The organism is Streptomyces sp. NPDC001700 (assembly GCF_053596435.1).
The window spans coordinates 53,778-73,080 of record NZ_JBSFGE010000016.1 but is presented as its reverse complement, the minus strand read 5'-3'; the positions used below and the strand labels follow the sequence as shown (position 1 = coordinate 73,080).

General features: G+C 72.7%; 16 protein-coding genes. 9 read left to right on the top strand and 7 right to left on the bottom strand.

The features are described from left to right. Positions 1-180: 180 nt before the first annotated feature. Both ACWC5C_RS27490 and ACWC5C_RS27485 read left to right on the top strand, forming a co-directional pair. Positions 181-795, top strand: a complete 615-nt coding sequence (locus ACWC5C_RS27490) for a hypothetical protein (protein WP_385442006.1) — start codon at positions 181-183, stop codon at positions 793-795. Positions 796-974: 179 nt separating this feature from the next. After that, the gene (locus ACWC5C_RS27485) at positions 975-1,436 is read left to right on the top strand and encodes a MaoC family dehydratase (RefSeq protein WP_450879555.1); all 462 of its coding nucleotides are present in this window, start codon (positions 975-977) and stop codon (positions 1,434-1,436) included. A 34-nt stretch (positions 1,437-1,470) separates the two neighbouring features. Here ACWC5C_RS27485 and ACWC5C_RS27480 read toward each other — a convergent pair whose 3' ends face one another. After that, a complete protein-coding gene (locus ACWC5C_RS27480; RefSeq protein ID WP_450879553.1) occupies positions 1,471-2,106 on the bottom strand; it encodes a TetR/AcrR family transcriptional regulator in 636 nt (211 codons plus the stop codon). A gap of 71 nt (positions 2,107-2,177) precedes the next feature. On the opposite strand from ACWC5C_RS27480, the gene ACWC5C_RS27475 reads away from it, so the two are divergent. Then, positions 2,178-2,699: a DUF402 domain-containing protein gene (locus ACWC5C_RS27475; protein WP_450879551.1), complete on the top strand. Its 522-nt coding sequence runs from the start codon at positions 2,178-2,180 to the stop codon at positions 2,697-2,699. Here ACWC5C_RS27475 and ACWC5C_RS27470 read toward each other — a convergent pair. The 5 genes from ACWC5C_RS27470 to ACWC5C_RS27450 all read right to left on the bottom strand — a co-directional run bounded on the left by ACWC5C_RS27470 (position 2,696) and on the right by ACWC5C_RS27450 (position 9,649). Beyond that, positions 2,696-3,781, bottom strand: coding sequence for a Zn-dependent alcohol dehydrogenase (locus ACWC5C_RS27470; protein WP_450879549.1), 1,086 nt, complete (start codon positions 3,779-3,781; stop codon positions 2,696-2,698). The two genes, ACWC5C_RS27475 and ACWC5C_RS27470, sit on opposite strands and share 4 nt — an antisense overlap. Next, entirely contained in the window at positions 3,778-5,103 is a 1,326-nt protein-coding gene (locus ACWC5C_RS27465; protein ID WP_450879547.1) for an MFS transporter, read from the bottom strand. The genes ACWC5C_RS27470 and ACWC5C_RS27465 overlap by 4 nt, the downstream gene beginning before the upstream one ends. Before the next feature lie 2 nt (positions 5,104-5,105). Beyond that, positions 5,106-6,545 carry a CitMHS family transporter gene (locus tag ACWC5C_RS27460; protein ID WP_450879545.1) on the bottom strand — a complete coding sequence of 480 codons (1,440 nt, stop codon included), beginning with the start codon at positions 6,543-6,545 and terminating at the stop codon, positions 5,106-5,108. 119 nt (positions 6,546-6,664) lie between these two features. After that, the gene (locus ACWC5C_RS27455) at positions 6,665-8,920 is read right to left on the bottom strand and encodes a molybdopterin oxidoreductase family protein (protein ID WP_450879543.1); all 2,256 of its coding nucleotides are present in this window, start codon (positions 8,918-8,920) and stop codon (positions 6,665-6,667) included. An 84-nt stretch (positions 8,921-9,004) separates the two neighbouring features. Beyond that, positions 9,005-9,649: a TetR family transcriptional regulator gene (locus ACWC5C_RS27450; protein ID WP_450879541.1), complete on the bottom strand. Its 645-nt coding sequence runs from the start codon at positions 9,647-9,649 to the stop codon at positions 9,005-9,007. Positions 9,650-9,714: 65 nt separating this feature from the next. Here ACWC5C_RS27450 and hmgA point away from each other — a divergent pair, with 65 nt between their 5' ends. The 3 genes from hmgA to ACWC5C_RS27435 all read left to right on the top strand — a co-directional run bounded on the left by hmgA (position 9,715) and on the right by ACWC5C_RS27435 (position 13,108). Further along, entirely contained in the window at positions 9,715-11,052 is a 1,338-nt protein-coding gene (hmgA, locus tag ACWC5C_RS27445; protein ID WP_450879539.1) for a homogentisate 1,2-dioxygenase, read from the top strand. A gap of 34 nt (positions 11,053-11,086) precedes the next feature. After that, on the top strand, positions 11,087-11,836 hold the full coding sequence (locus ACWC5C_RS27440; RefSeq protein ID WP_385442029.1) for a GntR family transcriptional regulator: 750 nt from the start codon (positions 11,087-11,089) through the stop codon (positions 11,834-11,836). A 105-nt stretch (positions 11,837-11,941) separates the two neighbouring features. After that, the gene (locus ACWC5C_RS27435; protein ID WP_450879725.1) at positions 11,942-13,108 is read left to right on the top strand and encodes a type ISP restriction/modification enzyme; all 1,167 of its coding nucleotides are present in this window, start codon (positions 11,942-11,944) and stop codon (positions 13,106-13,108) included. A 242-nt stretch (positions 13,109-13,350) separates the two neighbouring features. Here the strand turns inward: ACWC5C_RS27435 and ACWC5C_RS27430 are convergent, their stop codons facing one another. Continuing rightward, positions 13,351-13,614, bottom strand: coding sequence for a hypothetical protein (locus tag ACWC5C_RS27430; RefSeq protein WP_385442032.1), 264 nt, complete (start codon positions 13,612-13,614; stop codon positions 13,351-13,353). Between the two features lie 251 nt (positions 13,615-13,865). Between ACWC5C_RS27430 and ACWC5C_RS27425 the strand changes: the two genes are divergently transcribed. The 3 genes from ACWC5C_RS27425 (at position 13,866) to ACWC5C_RS27415 (ending at position 19,265) form a co-directional block, all read left to right on the top strand. Beyond that, entirely contained in the window at positions 13,866-15,386 is a 1,521-nt protein-coding gene (locus ACWC5C_RS27425; protein ID WP_450879537.1) for a DUF4331 domain-containing protein, read from the top strand. A gap of 133 nt (positions 15,387-15,519) precedes the next feature. Then, a complete protein-coding gene (locus tag ACWC5C_RS27420; protein WP_450879535.1) occupies positions 15,520-16,872 on the top strand; it encodes a tetratricopeptide repeat protein in 1,353 nt (450 codons plus the stop codon). 902 nt (positions 16,873-17,774) lie between these two features. Beyond that, positions 17,775-19,265, top strand: coding sequence for a HoxN/HupN/NixA family nickel/cobalt transporter (locus ACWC5C_RS27415; protein WP_450879723.1), 1,491 nt, complete (start codon positions 17,775-17,777; stop codon positions 19,263-19,265). The last annotated feature ends 38 nt before the right edge of the window (positions 19,266-19,303 follow it).

Genomic DNA, 19,303 nt, shown 5'->3' with positions numbered 1-19,303 from the left:
CTCCCGGATGCAGTTGAGAGCGAGGTTACCGGCGGTACAACAACCCCGGAAGATGAGCGGCCGTCAACTTCCTTCTTCCGATTGCCTCGCGACTTTCTGGAAACACGATGGATCCGGATCGCGCTGCGTTACGTCCATTCGACAACGAGTCGGGTCCGCACAACGCGGAGGTGGTAAGAAGTGGCCGGTTTCAGAGCACTCGCACGAGAGGTTCGCAATCCACGCAGACACGTCACCGCCCGGCGCACATCGCTGCGCAAATGCCTGGAACGGTTCGCGCCGTACGGGCACCGGGCGACCTGGCACCATCTGTGCACCAGGACCGGGATCCTCCCGGAGGACCGTCGTCCTGAACCCACACGTTTGATCACGGCACTTGAGGAACTCGAGGAGGCCCGCACCCTGTGGCTCGCGTACGAGGCGGACTTCGCCGCCCGGCGCAGGCTGGAGAAACACCACGGCATCCGGCAGCCCAGCGCCGTCGACGACTGGCACCTGCACACCTGGGGCGGCTGCGACATCATGCCGTGCGAATCTCCCTCGACCTATCCCGACGGCCGCCTCGCCGACGTGCTGCGGCGGCTGATCGTGGCCATGGAAGCGGGACCCGGATCGGCCTGCCCGGTCTGCGCCCAGGACCGGCTGGTCTGGCGCGAGGAACTGGACCGCTATCCCGTGGCCGGACCGGTCTGCGAGGACTGCGGCATCGTGGTGCCGGTCCCGCTGCTCACCACCGAGGCGCTGTCGGCCTCCCGGCGCACCGGCTGCGTGACGACGCGGTACGCGGCGGCCTGAGGCCCGGCCCCGGGCCGGGGGCGCGCTCGCCGGGAGCGGCGGGCGCGCCCGAACGGCACGGCTCCACGGAAGGGCTTAACGGAGGGCGCGCACCCCGGGAACGTTGACAGGACCCGGGCCACCCGAGCATGCTGAGCAGTCGCTTAGCCGCATCGCGCGTCGCCCGGGAGGCAGTACACATGGCAGAGCCCAGGATCTTCACCTCGCCCGAGGAACTGCGAGCCGCGGTCGGCGAGGAACTCGGCCCCACCGACTGGCTGGAGATCGACCAGAAGCGGATCGACCTGTTCGCCGAGGCGACCGGCGACCACCAGTGGATCCACGTCGACCCCGAGAAGGCCGCCGCGGGCCCCTTCGGCACGACCATCGCCCACGGCTATCTGACCCTGTCCCTGCTGCCGCACTTCAGCCCGCAGCTGCTGGGCGTCGAGGGCGTACGGATGGGCGTCAACTACGGCTCGAACAAGGTCCGCTTCCCCTCCCCCGTCCCGGTCGGCTCCCGGCTGCGCGCCACGGGCCGCATCGCCGAGGTGGCCGAGGTGAAGGACGGGATCCAGCTGACGCTCACGGTCACCGTCGAGCGCGAGGGCAGCGACAAACCGGCGTGCGTGGCGGAATCGGTCTCCCGCTTCTACCTCTAGGAGCCCGGGCCTTCCCTAGGAGCCCGGGCCTCCGCTAGGAGCCCGCGCCTTCCGCGCCGACCATGCGCAGCACCAGCCCGGCGTAGAGGTCGCCGACCTCGTCGGGCGTGCTGCGCCCCCGGGCGTTGAACCAGCGGGCGACGTCGATGCACAGCGACAGCACCGCGACCGTGGTGCCCCGTACGTCCGCCACGTCGAAGTCGCCCGCCCGCACGCCGTCCTCGATGATCGAGCGCACCGCCGCGTCCGTGTCCCGCCGGATCGCGATGACCTCGGCGTGGTGCTCCTCGCCGAGCGCACCCAGCTCGTACTGCACCACTCGCGCGGTCGTGTGGTGCTCGGCGTGCCACCGCACGAAGCCGCGCACCGCCGTGGCGAGCCGCTCGGCGGGGACCCCGTCCCCGTCCCGCGCCTCCTCCAGGATGTCCAGCGCGAGCCGGTGGCCGACCTTGCTGATCTGGTAGAGCAGCTCTTCCTTGGTCTTGTAGTGGATGTAGAGCGCGGCCGGACTCATCCCGGCGCGTCCGGCGATGTCCCGCGTGGTGGTGGCGTGATAGCCGCGTTCCGCGAAGGCGTGCACGGCGGCGCTCACCAGCCGCCGGGCAGCGTCCGGCGTAATGTCTCCCCACGCCTCGGCCCGGCCCCCGGCGTTCTTCCGCTCCACGTCCATGGCGCACACCCTACACGCAGGGTGAGCAAGCGCTTAGGACCCGTCTCCGGCCGAACGTTAGGATCGCTGCCATGCCATCTCAGGTCCAGGTCAACTACCGGAAGTACGACGGCACTCTGCACTGGAATCTGCGCATGCGCAGACTGGGTGAGGACGAGCACGGGGTGTGGCTGGGGCTGCCCGCCGACTCGGTGATGCGCAAGGGGCACGGCCCCGAGGTGACCATCGAGTGCGCCCATGTGATCCTCTTCCCGCGCGGGACGTGGTGGACCGCGGTGTTCAACGCGCCGCCGCGCTCGACCGAGGTGTACTGCGACATCACCACTCCGGTGGAGTGGGTCTCGCCGGACGAGGTCGAGATGGTCGACCTGGATCTGGACGTGCTCCGGAAGCGGGCCGACGGGGCGACGCTGCTGGTGGACGAGGACGAGTTCGCGGAGCACCAGGTGAAGTACGGGTATCCGGCCGAGGTCATCGCGCGGGCGGAGGCGGCGGGGCAGTGGCTGATGGAGGCGGTCAAGGGCGGCGCCGAACCGTTCGGGAAGGCGTACCAGCCGTGGCTGGCCATGGTGACGAACGGGATCGAAGCTTAGAAGACCACCAGCGCCCGGCCGCCGCGGCCCGCGAGCATCGCGTCGAAGGCGGCCGGGATGCCGTCCAGGCCGATCCGCTCGGTCACCATCGCCGACAGGTCGAACCGTCCCGCGCGGATGTGCTCGGCGAGGACGGGGAGGTCGCGGGCCGGGTCGCTGTTGCCGTAGACGCAGCCGGAGAGGGTGCGGCCGAAGTAGAACAGCTCCAGCGCCGAGAAGGTGACCGGCTGATCCTTGCCGCCGATGCCGAGGACGGTCGTCCGGCCGCCTCGGCGGGTGGCGGACCAGGCGGTGCGGATGGTGTCGGCCCGGCCGACGCATTCGACGGCGGCGTCGGCGCCGTGGCCGCCGGTGAGGGCGCGGATGCGCTTGGCGGGGTCGCCTTCGCCGCTCAGGACGAACTCGGTCGCGCCCGCCGCGCGGGCCAGCTCCTCCTTCCCGGGTGACACGTCCACCGCGACGATCGTCCCGGCGCCCGCGATGCGCGCCGACTGGAGCACGGCGAGGCCCACCCCGCCGATGCCGAAGACGGCGACGGACTCGCCGGGGCGCACCTGGGCGCTGTGGTGGACGGCGCCGTAGCCGGTGAGCACCGCGCACCCCAGCAGCGCGGCGTCGGTGAGCGGGACGCCGTCCGGCAGCGGGAGCACGGCGTGCGCCGGTACGACGGTCTCCTCGGCGAACGCGGCGGTGCCAAGACCCGGGTACAGCGCACTGCCGTCGGCGGCGAGCGTGGCGTACGGGGCGGTCGCGGCATCCCCGGCCCTGGCGCACAGCCAGGGCTCGCCGAGGCCGCAGTAGTGGCAGGTACCGCAGGACGGGGCCCAGTTGAGGACGGCGGCGTCGCCCGGGGCGATCCCGCTCACACCGTCGCCGACCGCCGTCACGGTGCCCGATCCCTCGTGGCCGAGGACGGCGGGGACGGGCTGGCGGAGCGTTCCGTTGGACAGCGACAGATCCGAGTGGCACACCCCGGCCGCGGCGAGCCGCACCCGCACCTGTCCGGGTCCCGGGTCGGGGATCTCGATGTCCTGGACGCGGAGCGGACTGCCGATGGCGGGAAGGACGGCGGCGCGGGTCATGGCGTGGGCTCCTCGGGGTCGGTGCGGGCCGGTGTTTCCTCCCCCGGCCCGTACCTCCCCGAAACCGCGCTCCGCTCCGCCCCGGGTCCGTGCCGCGTCACCTCGGGTGCGCGCGGGGCCGGAACGGCCGCGTCACCGGGGGTGCGCCGGAGAGGCCGTACGGCTATCGCCGCCGAGGCGAGCAGCAGCACGCCGAGCATCACGAAGGGCGCGGCGGTGCCCGCGACCCCGGCGAGCAGTCCGGCCGAGGCGGGGGCGGCGACCTGGCCGAGGCGGTTGCCGGTGAGCCGCAGCGCGAGGGCCGTGCTGCGCGCCTCGTCGGGCGCGGCCTGGACGACCGTACTCATCGACAGCGGCTGGCCGACGCCGAGGCAGAAGCCGAGCGCGGCGAGCAGTACGCCGAGCGCCCAGGCGGGCAGCGGCAGGGCGACGGCCGCGCACAGCAGCCCGGCGCCCAGACAGCTGACGGCCATCAGCACGGTACGGCCCATCAGCCGGATCATCGGGGTCATCACCAGGCGGCAGGCGACGGTGGCGGCGGCGCGCAGGCTGAGCAGCACGCCGACGACGGCGGGCGAGATGGCGCGCTGTTCGCCGACGACGGGCAGATAGGCGGTGAGGATGTCGGTGGCGGAGAGCACGGCGAGGCTGATGAAGATCCCGGAGGCGACCCCGCGGGTGCGCAGGATGCCGAACACCGGCACCCGCCGGGAGGGGGATCGCTCCTTCACCGGCCCATCGGCCGGGCGGTGCTCGATCCGCCACAGCGAGGTGACCGAACAGGCCGCGACGGCGGCGGCGACGAAGAGCGCGGCGGCGCTGGTGCGGGCCAGCGCGCCGTCATGGCCGGAGACGAGCTGTCCGGCGGCGATCGGTCCGATGAGCTGGCCGAGCGAGGCGCCGACGGTGAAGTGACCGAAGTTGCGGTCCTGGTCGGCCGGGGCGCTCTGCCGGGCGACGAGTGACTGCGCACCGATGACGAATGACAGATGACCAAGTCCCATCACCCCACTCCACGCGGCCATCTCCGGCAGCGAGTCCGCCGTCCCGCTGAGCCCGCATCCGGCGGCGATGAGCACCACGCCGACCGGCAGCAGCGGAGCGCACCGGCCGTGGTCGGTGCGCCGCCCGAGCGGTACGGCGGCGAACAGCGGCAGCAGCGCGTAGATGCCCGCGATCACGCCGACCGCGCGGGCGTCGGCGCCCAGCGCGAGAGCCCGGTAGGAGACGGCCGGTCTGGCCATGCTCACCGCCCCCTGCGCGAAGGAGAAGGCGATGACCAGGCGCAGCAGCCAGCCCCTACCGGGCTCCGAAGTCGTCACGGTCAGATGATGCCGAACGCGATTCCCGCGGCGAGCACCACCAGGGAGGTGAGCACCGCCCACTTCACCGTGAACTTGGTGTGGTCGCCGAATTCGACCTTGGCCATGCCGACGAGCACATAGACGGCGGGGACGAGCGGGCTCGACATGTGCAGGGCCTGGCCGACGAGCGAGGCGCGGGCGATCTCCAGCGCGGAGACGCCATGGGCGTGACCGGCCTCGGCGAGGATCGGCACGATGCCGAAGTAGAAGCCGTCGTTGGACATGAAGTACGTGAGCGGGATCGACAGAATGCCGGTGACCAGGCCCATCTGCGGGCCCATGGCCTCGGGGACGCCGTCGACCAGCCAGCGGGCCATGTGCTCGACCATGCCGGTGCCGGTGAGGACACCGGTGAAGACGGCCGCGGCGAAGACCATGCCGGAGACGTTGACGACGTTCTCGGAGTGGGCGGCGATCCGGGCCTTCTGGTCGGCCATGTGCGGGAAGTTCACGGTGAGCGCGATGGCTGCGGCCAGCAGGAAGAGGACCGGGATGTCCAGCGTCTCGGTGATCATCAGGGCCAGCAGGGCGATGGTGAGCGCCGCGTTGAACCAGTAGAGCTTGGGGCGCAGGGTGGCGCGGTTCGGGTCGAGGCCCTTGAACTCGTCGTCCTCGGCCGGGCCGCTCGCCGCCGGGCCGCCCGTGGGGGCCTCCGCGTCCGTACCGCCACCGGCGCCGCCGGTGCCCTTGCCCGGCTTGCCCAGGCTGACGCCCTTGCCGCTGCCGCCACCCGCGCCGACCAGCACCGTCTCCGGGTCGCCCGCGGTGACCTCGTCGATGGTGAGCACGCCGAGGCGCTTGCGCTCGCGCAGTCCGAGACCGTACGAGAGGGCGAAGACGAAGAGCAGACCGACCGCGAGGGCGGGGATCATCGGGACGAAGATGTCGCTCGCGTCGACCTTGAGCGCGGCGGCGGCGCGGGCGGTGGGACCGCCCCAGGGCAGCGTGTTCATGACACCGTTGGCCATCGCGGCGACACCGGTCATGATCACCAGGCTCATCTTCAGCTTCCGGTAGAGCGGCACCATCGCCGACACCGTGATCATGAAGGTGGTGGAGCCGTCACCGTCGAGCGAGACGATCGCCGCGAGCACCGCGGTGCCGACCACGACCCGCATCGGGTCCGCCTTGCAGAACCGCAGGATGGCCCGGACGATCGGGTCGAACAGACCGACGTCGATCATCACCCCGAAGTAGATGATCGCGAACATCAGCATGGCCGCGGTAGGCGCCAGATCGCCGACGCCGTCGAGGACGTAGTCCCCGAGGTGCGCCCCCTTCCCGACGAGGACGCAGAAGAGCGCCGGGATGAGCACCAGCGCACCCATCGGGGACATCTTCTTCATCATGATCAAAACAAGGAATGTAGCGATCATGACGAAACCGAGGATTGTCAGCATGTGGCTACCTCACGTTCGCCTTTGAACTCCCCCAGATTTGGCGGTCGAGGCGACGCTAGGTGCCGCAACTCAGCGTTAACAAGGTCTTGACGTGTGAGCAATAAGCGCAAAACCCCAGGTCAGTCCGGTTGGGCGGCCATGGTCACGGTGAGCGGAAGGGCCGTCACCCGCACCGGACATCCGTTGAGCACCGCCGTACCGGACAGCGGGTCCAGCCGGGAGCCGTCGATGAGCTGGTTGACGTTGACCCCCGGGTCGGACTGCGCGACCGTGAGCCGGGTGCCGGGGCGGGCATGGCCCCAGCCGTGCGGCAGGCTCACCACTCCGGTGCGCACCGTGTCCGTCACCTCCACCGGCACCTGAAGCTCGCCCCCGTCGCCGGTGACCCGGGCGAGCCCGCCGTCCGCCAGCCCGAGCCGCGCCGCGTCCCGCGGGTGCACCTGGAGCGTGCAGCGGTTGCTGCCGCCCATCAGCGCCGGGACGTTGTGCATCCAGCTGTTGTTGGAGCGCAGATGGCGGCGGCCGATCAGCAGCAGTTCACCGGGCCGCTCGTCCAGCGCCCGGCGCAGCCGCCCCACATCGGCGGCGATCGGCTCCGGGCACAGCTCCACCGTGCCGCTGCGGGTCTTCAGCAGCGCGGGGACCCGGGGGCCCAGCGGGCCGAGGTCGATGCCGTGCGGATGAGCGAGCACCCGGTCCAGGGTGAGGCCGTCGGGGTCGGCGCCGAAGCCCTCGCCGTACGGGCCGAGGCGCAGCATCATGTCCAGCCGCCGTTCGGCGCCGGTGTCCCCGGTCAGCTGGGTGGCGAGTTCGGCGGCGACGCGCCCGTAGACCGGTGCGGTGGGGTCGGCGACGGCCTTGCCGAGCGTCGCATCGATCACCATGGCGTCCACCGCCGCCGGGTCGGCGCCGTGCTGACCGCTCAGGCACAGCACCACCCGGGCCAGGATCTCGGTCTCGGCCATCCGGCCGGGGCCGAGCGGGACCGCCGGGCGGGTGTAGCGGACCTGGTTGCGGATGGCGAAGCCGTTGAAGGCGTAGTCGAAGTGCGGGCTCTGGCTGGGCGGGGGCGGCGGCAGCACGACATGGGCGTGGCGCGAGGTCTCGTTCAGATACGGGTCGACGCTGACCATGAAGTCGAGCCCGGCCAGGGCCCGGTCGAGCCGGTCGCCGTCCGGCGCGGACAGTACGGGGTTCCCCGCGATCGCCAGCACCGCCCGTATCCGCCCGTCGCCGGGCGTCTCGATCTCCTCGGCGAGCGCGACGGCGGGCAGCTCGCCCTTGGCCTCCGGGTGGCCGCTGACCCTGCTGTGCCAGCGGCCCAGCGCGAACCCCTTTCCGGGCGCCGCCGGGCGCTTCCATCCGCCGGTCGCGGAGAGCGGGAACATCATGCCGCCGGGCCGGTCGAGATTGCCGGTGAGCGCGCCCAGCACATCGACCAGCCAGTTGGTGAGCGTGCCGAACTCGACCGTGCTGGAGCCGACGCGCCCGTACGCCACGGCCCGGGGCGCGGCGGCGAATTCGCGGGCCAGGGTGCGGATCTCGGCCGCGGGCACGTCGCACGCGTCGGCCACCGCCTCCGGGGTGAAGCCCTCGGCCAGGGCCTTCACCTCCTCGATGCCGCTGAGGTGCGCGCCGAGCGCCCCGGGGTCCACCAGCCCCTCGTCGAAGAGCACCCACACCATCGCGAACAGCAGCAGCGCGTCCGTGCCGGGCCGGATGGCCACATGCCGGTCGGCCACCTTGGCGGTGCGGGTGCGCCGCGGGTCGATGACCACCAGCTTGCCGCCGCGCCGCCGCAGGGCGCGCAGGCGGCCGGGGAAGTCGGGGGCGGTGCAGAGGCTGCCGTTGGAGTCGAGCGGGTTGGCGCCGAGGATGAGGAGGTGGTCCGTACGGTCCAGATCGGGCACCGGGATGGCGAAGGCGTCCCCGTACATCAGCCCGCTGGAGACGTGCTTGGGCATCTGGTCGAGGGTGCTCGCGGTGAACACGTTGCGGGTCCGGAGGGCGCCGAGCAGCACCGGCACGGAGAGCGCCCCGGCCACGGTGTGCACCGTGGGGTTGCCGAGGACGACCCCGGTGGCCTGCGGTCCGTACTCCCGGAGGACCGTCCCGAACCCCTCCGCGACGGCGTCGAACGCCTCGTCCCACGACGCTTCCCGCAGCTGCCCGTCCCGTCGTACGAGGGGTCCCCGCAGCCGGTCGGGGTCGCCGTCCAGCTCCCCGAACGAGGCGCCCTTGGGGCAGATGAACCCCCGGCTGAACACGTCCTCGGCATCGCCGCGCGCCCGGGTGACCGCGCCGTCCTCGATGGTCAGGGTGAGCCCACAAGTGGCCTCGCACAGTGGGCAGATACGCAGTGCGGTACGGCTCATCGGTCCCTCCCGGGGACGGTACGGCTGCGACGACGCCTCACCATACCGACGGGTATGCCGCCGGGGTACCGGTCGCGCGGGCCGTTAATCCAGCACGCGCGCCAGATACGCCCGCAGCAGCTCCTTCGTCTCGGCGACGACCGCCGGATCCCCCTCCGGGTGCACCCGGAAGGCGAGCCGCAGCAGCGCGTCCGCCGTCTCGACCGCGAGCAGGAAGGCGACCCGCAGCCGCTCGTCGGCCTCGGCGGTGCCGTCGATGCCCAGCGGCTCGGCGAGGAGGGCGCGGAGGCGGTCGGCCACCAGGTGGTTGGGCTGGTCGGGCAGGCCGGTCGCGGGGACGGGCATGCCGAACTCGACGAGCGCGAAGCCCGGCGCGCCGCGCTTCATCTCCAGGTACTCGTCCACGACGATGTCCATCGCCGCGCGCCAGTCGCTGCCGTCCGCCCCGGCCAGGGCCAGCCGCCGGGTGATGCGCGTGGCGTACTCGTCGAGGTTGCGGTGGGCCAGGGCCTCGGCCATCGCCCGTTTGTTGGAGAAGAAGCGGTAGACGGAGCCGATGGGCACCTGGGCGCGCTCGGCCACGGCGCGGGTACTCAGCTGCTCATAGCTCATCTCGTCGAGCAGCTCGGCGCAGGCGTCGAGGATCCGGCCGAGGCGTTCGGCGCTGCGGCGCTGGACCGGGGGGCGGCGGAGAGGCGGTATGGGCACGCCACCATCCTGCCCGATCATTGACGTGGCCCGTCTTCGATTCCTATCGTAGGACAGAGGATTCGTCGGAGCGTCGGGAGCACGCCATGGGCGAGGGCACGGGGATCGAGCGAGCGCGCAAGGCCGCCGAAGGGCTGGCCTACACCTCCGGGTTCGGCAATGAGCACAGCAGCGAGGCGGTCCCCGGCGCACTGCCCGTCGGCCGCAATTCACCCCAACGCGCCCCCCTCGGGCTGTACGCGGAGCAGCTGAGCGGCACCGCCTTCACCGAGCCGCGCGCCCACAACCGCCGCTCCTGGCTGTATCGCATCCGCCCCTCGGCCGCGCACCCGCCGTTCGTCCGGGTCGGCAACGGCACCCTGAGCGGCGCGCCCTTCACCGGCTCCGTCCCGGACCCCAACCGGCTGCGCTGGGACCCGCTGCCCGAGCCCGCCGGGCCCACCGACTTCCTGTCCGGCCTGTGGACACTCGGCGGCAACGGCGACGCCACCCAGCGCACCGGCATGGCCATCCACCTGTACGTGGCCAACGCGCCGATGACCGACCGGGTCTTCAGCGACGCGGACGGCGAGCTGCTGATCGTCCCCGAGCGCGGCGGGCTGCTGATCCACACCGAGCTGGGGCTGCTGCGCGCCGAGCCGGGCCACATCGCGCTCATCCCGCGCGGGGTGCGGTTCCGGGTCGAGCCGCTGGACGCGTGCGTGCGCGGCTACGTGTGCGAGAACTACGGCCGCCCCTTCGTCCTCCCCGACCTCGGCCCGATCGGCGCCAACGGGCTGGCCAACGCCCGCGACTTCCTGGCCCCCGTCGCGGCGTACGAGGACGTGGAGCGCCCGGTGGAGGTGGTCAACAAGTTCTGCGGCAACCTCTGGTCCGCGACGTACGACCACTCCCCGCTCGACGTGGTCGCCTGGCACGGCAACCATGTGCCGTTCGTATACGACCTGCGCCGTTTCAACGTCATGGGCACCATCAGCTACGACCACCCCGACCCGTCCATCTTCACGGTGCTCACCTCGCCGTCCGACACCCCGGGGCTCGCGGGCGTCGACTTCGTGGTGTTCGCGCCGCGCTGGCTGGTCGGCGAGGACACCTTCCGGCCGCCGTACTTCCACCGCAATGTGATGAGCGAGTACATGGGCCTGATCGAGGGCGCGTACGACGCCAAGACGGCCGGTCCGGGCGGCTTCGTCCCGGGCGGCGGCTCGCTGCACAACATGATGTCGGCGCACGGCCCCGACCACGACACCTTCGAGGCGGCGAGCGCGGCCGAGCTGACGCCCCGGAAGCTGGACGACGGGCTGGCGTTCATGTTCGAGACGCGCTGGCCGGTGACGGCCACCCGGCAGGCGATGGAGTCCGACCGGCTCCAGAGCGGCTATGACACGGTGTGGCAGGGTCTGGAGCGCCACTTCCGCGCCTGATGCTCAAGACCGTCCGTGACCGGAGAACCGCGTTGTGACCACCTTCGCCCCCGACTCCCTCGCCCTGAACCGCAAGCTGCCGCTCTGGTACCAGGTCTCGCAGTCGCTGCGCGCCTCCATACTCGGCCGTGGGCCCGATGAGCCGCTGCGGCTGCCGACCGAGGACCGGCTCGCCGAGCACTACGGCGTCAGTGTCCTCACGATGCGGCAGGCGCTGAAGGAGCTGGAGTCGGAGGGCCTGATCAGCCGCCACCGGCGGCGCGGCACCTTCATCGAGCCGAGCGCGCGGCGCGGCACGCCGGTGCGGCTGCTGGGCTCGGTGGACGCCATCGTGGCCCAGCAGTCCGGCGAGCGGACCACGGTGCTGGAGCACGGCCCGGCGCCGGTCCCGGCGGAGCTGGCCGGGTACTTCCCCGGCCTGGAGGAGGCCGCCTCGTACCGTCGGCTGCGCCGGGACGATCGCTCCGACGAGCCCACCAACTGGGCCGAGAACCTGGTCCGCCCGGAGCTGGCCGCCCGTATCGACCTCGCCGATCTGGCGCGCTGGCCGATGACGAAGGTGCTGCGGGACGCGGTGGGGGTACGGATCAGCCGCATCACCGACACGGTGGAAGCGCGCCTGGCCGACCCGGAGACCGCCCGCCTGCTCCAGATCCCGCTGCTGAGCCCGATCCTCCACTACACGGGGGTGACGTACGACGACACGGGCCGGGTGGTCGACGTGGCCCGCATCCACTACCGGGGCGACCGCTTCTCGTTCTCGGTGACGGTGGACGCCGACTGACCACCCCGAGGACACAGCTACGATGCCCGGGCTGACCGACGTACGTGCCGGGTGAAAGGCGGCAGGGTGACGGCTACCCGAGACGCAGCGCTGCTGGCGGATCTCATGCCCTGGTCCGTGCGGCCGCCACGGTTCGGGCGGGGCTGGGTCGCGGGGCCGGACGCGGGGGCGCTGCGGGCGCGCTGGGCGCGGCTGGTGGGTGCGGGGGACGAGGCCGAGCGGGCGGCGCTGTTCCGGCCGAGCCGGGCCCGTACGCTGCACACCTCCGTACCGCAGCTGCCCGGCCAGGCCACCTCGACCGCCCGGCTGGCCCGCGAGGACGGCCCGTGTCCGGAGCCGGTGCGGATCGCGCACGGGCCGTTCGACCAGCAGTGGCTGATACCGGATCACCGTGTGATCGACGCCGCCCGCCCGGAGCTGTGGCGGGTCGCGGACGACCGGCAGATCCATGTGGTGGAGGCGGGCGGGCCCGGCCCCGACCCGGTGCTCACCTTCTCGGCGCTGCTGCCGGACGGCCACTCCCCGGCCGGGCGCCCCGGGCTGATCCGCCCGTTCTACCGCCGCCCCGGCGGGCGCGAGCCCAATCTCGCGCCGGGGCTCCTCGCCCACCTCGGCGCATCGCTCGGCCACCCCGTCACCGCCGAGGACTTCCTCGCCTGGGCCGCCGCCGCGCACCGGGGCGCGCCGTGCGCCGTACCGCTGACCGCCGATCCCGAGACCTGGGAGACGGGCGTGGAGCTGGGCCGCCGTGCGCTGTGGCTGCATACGCGCGGGGCGCACAGTGGTGAGCGCCCGCGCATGCCGGGTGGCCAGCGCCCGTATGTGCGCGCCCCGCTGCCCGAGCGGGGGCTGCCGGACACGATCGGTTACGACCCGGACGAGGCGGCCCTGCTGCTGGGCGAGGGGCGCATCTCCCCCGTACCCCGGGCGGCGTGGGAGGCCCATGCGGGCGGGGTGCGGGTGCTGGAGGCGTGGTTCGAGCGGCGTACGGCGCCTGCCGAGCCGGGCACGCTGGAGGCGGTCGGAGCACCGGCCGGATGGCCGCGGGCCTGGACGTCGGAGCTGCTGGAGCTGATCACCGTGCTGGCGCTGCTGGCCGAGCTGCGCCCGGCGCGGCAGGCGCTGGCGGACCGGGTGGCCGGAGGGCCGGTGGTCGGCCCGGAGGAGCTGCGCGCCGCCGGGGTGCTGCCGGTGCCCGCCGCGGCGCGGCGCCCGGCGTCGGTGCTGGATCACCAGGAGGAGGGGCCGGAAGGGCAGTTCGCGCTGCTGTGAGAAGCGCTGAGATCTACGGCGTGAGTTGCGGCGTGATCTACCGCGTGATCTGCGGCGGCGCTGTGGCGCGGTGTGTCCCGGTAGGACGGCGGCGCGCCGTGTCGCACACGGCGGCCGCGGGTGTCCTCACAGCGCGGACTCACCGGCGGGAGCGGGGCCGGTTCGTCCGGTGCCTGCCCGGGATGCGGGCGCGAGCGTGCGCGGGCGTGACGCGCCTGGCGGGGCGGTCCAGGCGCGGTGGGTCAGGCGTGGTTGCCGAACAGCGAGCGCCGCAGTCGGCGCAGCGGCGCGAACAGCGACACCCGGGCGCCCCGGCTGTTCTTCGCGCGTGCGTGATCGCGTGCGATCAGCTCCTGCATCAGCACGGTCGCGCTCTCGGCCTCCCGCTCGGGGACGGCCGGACCGCCCAGCACCGCGAGATGGCGGTCGAGGCGCGCGCTGGACGCACCGCTCCCGCAATGAATGGCAGGCACTCGAGGCCTGCTACGTACTGTTATCTGCTCCATGTCACTCCCCACCCGTACGAGGGCACCCGCCCCGGGCAGAGTAACCCTACCTCCCCGAACCGTCACCCGCGCATCCCAGGTCGCTGATTCACCACCACGTCAAGGGCGTTGACGCCCATACAGTGAAGATCGGCCCCGGTGGGAGCCCCTTTGCGATTCGTGACAAATTACAGAACGCGCCAAGCCATTCGGCCCTCCGCCCCGAATAGCCGCATGAAGGAACATCCGGCAAGGTGCGAAGGACCGACACGATGACCGCAATCACCAGGAGCCTGGCAGGGCTCGTCTGCTGCTCGCTGGCGGCGGGCGCGCTCACGGCCGCCGGCGTCGCGGCGCTGCAGCCGCAGACGGCCGAGGCTTCCAGCCACCGCGAGGCGCCACTGATCTCGGGGCAGCCGCAGTACGACGCGACGGACGTGTACGCGTTCCAGAGCCCCGACAAGTCGGACACGACCACCCTGGTCACGAACTTCCTGCCGTTCCAGGACCCGGCCGGCGGCCCGAACTTCTACAAGTTCGGCACGGACGCCCGGTACGACCTGCACGTCGACAACGACGGCGACGGTCAGGGCGATCTGCTCTTCCGGTGGACGTTCGAGGACCATGTGAAGAACGGGGACACGTTCCTCTACAACACCGGCCCGGTCGAATCGCTCGACGACCCGGACCTCAACTTCACCCAGAGCTACGACCTTGAGGTCTTCAAGCTCAAGAACCAGCGGGCCGTGGACCGGGCCAAGCTCGCCAACGACCTCCCGGTCGCCCCGTCGAACGTCGGCAAGGCGTCCATGCCCGACTACAAGAAGCTCCGCGACCAGGCGGTGCAGGAGATCGGCTACAGCGGCGGCTCGACCAGCTTCGCCGGTCAGGCCGACGACCCGTTCTTCGCCGATCTGCGGGTCTTCGACCTGCTCTACGGCGGCGACATGTCCGAGATCGGCAACGACACCCTCAAGGGGTACAACGTCCAGTCCCTGGCCCTCCAGGTGCCGACCAGCGCGCTGGTCGAGTCCAAGGAGCAGCCGGTGATCGGCGTGTGGTCCACGGTCCACCGCAAGACCGCGCGCGGTGACTGGGCCCAGGTCTCCCGGCTCGGCAACCCGCTGGTCAACGAGGTGGTCCTGCCGCGCAAGGACAAGGACAGGTTCAACGCCTCGGCCCCGTGGGACGACGGCCAGTTCCTGAAGTCCGTCACGGAGCCGGAGCTGCCCGAGCTGATCGAGCAGATCTACAAGATCGAGGCCCCCGACACCCCGCGTGACGACCTCGTTCAGGTCTTCCTGACCGGTGTGCCGAAGCTCAACCAGCCGCCGCACGTCCGCCCCTCCGAGATGCTGCGCCTGAACACCTCCATCGAGCCCGCCAAGAACCCCAAGCGGCTCGGTGTGCTCGACGGTGACAACGCCGGGTTCCCGAACGGGCGGCGTCCGCTCGATGACGTCCTGGACATCTCGCTGCAGGCCGTCGAGGGCGAACTCCTCGGCAAGAAGAACGACCTGGGCGACGCGGTCGACAAGAACGACCAGGAGTTCTACGGCGCCTTCCCGTTCCTCGCGCTGCCCAGCTCCGGTTCGGACGCCAAGGCCGTCTCCAAGAGCGCCGGTTCGTCCCTGCTGGAGGGTGGCAACGGCACCGGTGGCTCCTCGGAGGACACCATGCTGCTCGCCGGGTCCGCGGCGGGTGGCGGCGGCGCCGTCCTGCTGGTGGGCCTCGGGCTCCTCTGGCTGCGCAAGTCGCGGCGTCCGGCCACCGCCCGCGCGCGCAGGCACTGACCCGCGCCCGTCTCCTCTCGCACCACCCCGCGGGCGCGGTCCCGCCCCTCGTACCCCCCACGCTCCGAGCCGTGCGGGCCCGCGCCCCCCTTTCCACCGTTACGGCCGTTATGGCGAAAGGCAGCTGTCACCCATGGCTCTCCGGCCACCCCTCCCCCGCACGGTCCGCACGGCGGCCGTCGTCTGCACCCTCGCGGTGGGTCTGACCGCCGCCTCGTCCGTACTCAGCGGAACGCCCGCCGAGCGGCCCGCCGAACCGGTGACGCTGCGCGCCGCCGGGGCGCCTGCCTCGCTCCAGCAGGTCTCGGCCGACGGTCTCGCCGGGCGGATCAGCGCCCTGCAGAAGCATCTGCGCGCCCAGCCGAAGGACGCCTCGGGCTGGTCCGGGCTGGGGGCCGCCTACATCGAACAGGCCCGCAGCACCGGAGACCCCACCCGCTATCCGCAGGCGGAGAAGACCTTCGCCCGCTCGCTCGCCGTCCAGCCGCGCGACAACGACGAGGCGCTCGCCGGGCGAGCCTCCCTCGCCGCCGCGCGGCACGACTTCACGAGCGCGCTGCGGGACGCCGACAAGGCGCTGAAGGTGAACTCCTACAGCCAGTCGGCCATGGCCGTCCGCATCGACGCCCTGGTGGAGCTGGGCCGCTACAAGGACGCCCTCTCCGCCGCCGAGCACGCCGACACGGTGCGGCCCGGCATCCCCGTCTTCACCCGGCTCGCCTACGTCATGGAGCTGCGGGGCGACACGAAGGGGGCGCGCCGGGTCCTGGACAGCGCGCGGGAGTCCGCGACCTCGCCCAGCGACATCGCCTACGTCTCCACCTCCCTCGGCCAACTCGCCTTCGGTCAGGGCCGGTACGACACCGCGCGGCAGGCCTTCGGCACGGCCCTGCGCGCCGTACCCGGCTACCTCCCGGCCCTGGAGTACCGCGGCCGCACGGCGGTCGCCCAGGGGCGTACGGCGGCCGGTGTGCGCGACCTGGAAGCGGTCGTACGGCGCTCCCCGCTGCCCGCGCAACTGGCGGCGCTGGGCGAGGCGTACGAGGCGCGCGGCGACGCCAAGAAGGCCAAGCAGCAGTACGCGGTCGTCGACACCTGGATCACCCTGGCCCGCGCGAACGGCGTGGCCACCGACCTCGACAGCGCCCTCGTCGCGGCCGACCACGGCGACGTCAAGGAGGCCCTGAAGGCCGCCCGCGCCGAATGGGACCGCCGCGAGACCGTCCACACCGCCGACGCCCTGGCCTGGGCCCTCCACCGCAACGGCAAGGACCGCGAGGCCCTCACCGCCGCCAAGCGCGCCGCCGAACCGGGCTACCGCAACGCGGCGTTCCTCTACCACCGCGGCATGATCGAGAAGTCCCTGGGCGACGAGAAGTCCGCCCGCGACCATCTCTCGGCCGCCCTCGACCTCAACCCGGGCTTCTCCCCCACCGGCGCGCGCGACGCCAAGGAGACCCTGAAGCAACTGGGCGGTGCCCGATGACCTCTCCCCACCCCGCCCCTACCCGCCCCGAGGGCAAGCCCCCGGCCCCCCACGCGGGCTCCGCCCCCGAACCCCCACCGGCGCTCCGCCCCTGCCTCCCGGCCGGGAAGCCCGCCGACGCCCCGGCCAACCCCATCCCCGAGGCGAACCACCCGTCGAGGTCCGGGGAGCAGTCCCCGGCAGAACCCGCAACGCAGCACCGCGCGAGGCCCGGGGCGGACCGCCCCACAGGCCCCGAGGCAAAGCGCCCCGCGAAGCACGAGGCGAACCCCCCGGCAGCGCCCGGAGCGCAGCACCCAGCGGGGGCCGGAGCACAACCCCGAGCAGGGGCCAAGGCGCAGCGCGCGGCGGGGTCTGGGGCGCAACCCCGAGCAGGGGCCGAGGCGCAGCACACGACGGGAACTCCAGCAGAGCACACGGCGGAGGCCAAGGCGGAGCGCACGGCGCAGCCGGAGACGAACCACCCGGCACAGCCCGGGGCAGAACTCCCGGCGGAAGCCGAGGCGGAGCCCGCAGCGCAGCACACAGCGGGAGCCGGGGCCAAGCTCCCAGCACAGCCCGGGGCAGAACGCACCGCGCACCCCACACCGAACCACCCAGCCGCACCCGAGACGGAACTCCCGGCGGAAGCCAAGGCGCAGCGCGCGGCGGGAGCCGGGGTGAAGCTTCCGACGCAGCCTGGGGCAGCGCGCACCGCGCACCCCGCGCCGAGCCACCCGGCCGTGGCCGGGGCGGAGTCCCGGGTTCGGGGAGGGGCGGGGTGGGGGAACAAAACCACCCACCGGCCCGCAGCCACGCGGCAGCGCACCCGCTCCGGGCATCCTCGGGATGTGGCGGCGCGGCGGCGGTTGCGGCGGCGGGTGGTGGCTGCCGGGGTGCTGTTGGGGGCCGTGGCGGCGGTGATGCTGCCCGCCGGGACCGCTGAGGCCCACCCCCTCGGCAACTTCACCGTCAACCGCTACGACGGCATCGTCATCGCGCAGGACGCCGTCCGCGTCGACCACGTCGAGGACCTGGCCGAGATCCCGTCCGCGCAGGCGAAGGCCCAGATCGACCGGAACGGCGACGACACCCTCTCCCGGAGCGAGTTGAGCACCTGGGCCGAGACCCGTTGCGCGACCGCCGCGGACAAGGCGCGGCTGACCGTGGACGGCCGTAAGACCGCCGTACGCGTCAAAAGCAGCACGGCCCGCAACCGGCCCGGGCAGGCCGGGTTGCCGACCCTGCGCGTGGACTGCCGTCTGACCGCCGACCTGGCGCAGGCGCGCGAGGCGGCCATCACCTACCGCCCCCACGACGTCGGCGCCGGTCCCGGCTGGCGTGAGCTGACGGCCCAGGGCGACCGGATGACGCTCGCCGACTCGACCGTCCCCGCCCGCTCGGTCTCCCACCGGCTGGTCAGCTACCCCAAGGGCCAGCTGTCCTCGCCGCTCGACCAGCGCGCCGCCACCCTCCGGGTCGAGCCGGGCGGCCCCGCGCTCGCCGCCACCGCAGCGTCCGACCGGGACGACGCGGTCGGCTCGTCGGTGCTGCCGCGCGGCGCGGACCGCTGGACGCAGGCGCTCACCTCGATGGTGGCGCGGCACGACATCACCTTCGGCTTCGCGATGACCGCCTTCGGCATCGCGGTCCTTCTGGGCGCGATGCACGCGCTCGCCCCGGGCCACGGGAAGACGATGATGGCGGCGGCCGCCGCGGCGGGCGGGCGCAGCGCGATGCGCGATGTGCTGGCGCTGGGCGCGTCGGTGACGGTCACCCACACGATGGGGGTGTTCGCCCTGGGGCTGCTGGTCACGGCGGGTTCGGCGGCCGCGCCCTCGGTGATCTCCTGGCTGGGCATCGCGAGCGGCGCGCTGGTCGCGCTGACGGGCGCGGGGCTACTGCGCAAGGCCGTACGCAGGCATCGGCATGTGAAGGCCCATCAGCATCAGCACCACGCCCATGATCACGGTCACGATCATGGGCATGGGCATGGGCACAGCCACACGCACACGCACACCCACGACCACGGAGACGGCCACACCCACACCCACGAACTCCGCCCCACCCTCCGCGGCACCCTCCTGATGGGCTTCGCGGGCGGCATGGTCCCCAGCCCCTCCGCCGTCGTCGTGCTCGTCGGCGCCGCCGCGCTCGGCCAGGCCTGGTTCGGGGTCGTGCTGGTGATCGCGTACGGGCTCGGGCTGGCGCTGACCCTCACGGCGGCCGGGTTCACGGCGGTACGCGTGGGCCAGGAGGCCGCCGAGCGGCTCATGGCCCGCCGGGAGCGGGCGGGCCGGGGCCACAAGGTCCTGGGGGTGCTGCACCGCGCGTCGCCGTTCGGTACGGCCGCCGTCGTCCTCGTCCTCGGCTGCGGATTGGTGCTCAGGGGGGCGGCAACAACGCTCGGTTGAGGTAAATTCAGCCCGAATTGCTCGGTTGGGGGGAGGGC

Coding starts and splice junctions, on each gene's coding strand:
- ACWC5C_RS27455 (WP_450879543.1), bottom strand. CDS start 8,920: ATGAGCCGTACCGCACTGCGTATCTGCCCACTGTGCGAGGCCACTTGT.
- ACWC5C_RS27470 (WP_450879549.1), bottom strand. CDS start 3,781: ATGACCCGCGCCGCCGTCCTTCCCGCCATCGGCAGTCCGCTCCGCGTC.
- ACWC5C_RS27435 (WP_450879725.1), top strand. CDS start 11,942: ATGCCCTGGTCCGTGCGGCCGCCACGGTTCGGGCGGGGCTGGGTCGCG.
- ACWC5C_RS27480 (WP_450879553.1), bottom strand. CDS start 2,106: ATGGACGTGGAGCGGAAGAACGCCGGGGGCCGGGCCGAGGCGTGGGGA.
- ACWC5C_RS27475 (WP_450879551.1), top strand. CDS start 2,178: ATGCCATCTCAGGTCCAGGTCAACTACCGGAAGTACGACGGCACTCTG.
- hmgA (WP_450879539.1), top strand. CDS start 9,715: ATGGGCGAGGGCACGGGGATCGAGCGAGCGCGCAAGGCCGCCGAAGGG.
- ACWC5C_RS27460 (WP_450879545.1), bottom strand. CDS start 6,545: ATGCTGACAATCCTCGGTTTCGTCATGATCGCTACATTCCTTGTTTTG.
- ACWC5C_RS27485 (WP_450879555.1), top strand. CDS start 975: ATGGCAGAGCCCAGGATCTTCACCTCGCCCGAGGAACTGCGAGCCGCG.
- ACWC5C_RS27430 (WP_385442032.1), bottom strand. CDS start 13,614: ATGGAGCAGATAACAGTACGTAGCAGGCCTCGAGTGCCTGCCATTCAT.
- ACWC5C_RS27450 (WP_450879541.1), bottom strand. CDS start 9,649: ATGATCGGGCAGGATGGTGGCGTGCCCATACCGCCTCTCCGCCGCCCC.
- ACWC5C_RS27425 (WP_450879537.1), top strand. CDS start 13,866: ATGACCGCAATCACCAGGAGCCTGGCAGGGCTCGTCTGCTGCTCGCTG.
- ACWC5C_RS27415 (WP_450879723.1), top strand. CDS start 17,775: ATGCTGCCCGCCGGGACCGCTGAGGCCCACCCCCTCGGCAACTTCACC.
- ACWC5C_RS27420 (WP_450879535.1), top strand. CDS start 15,520: ATGGCTCTCCGGCCACCCCTCCCCCGCACGGTCCGCACGGCGGCCGTC.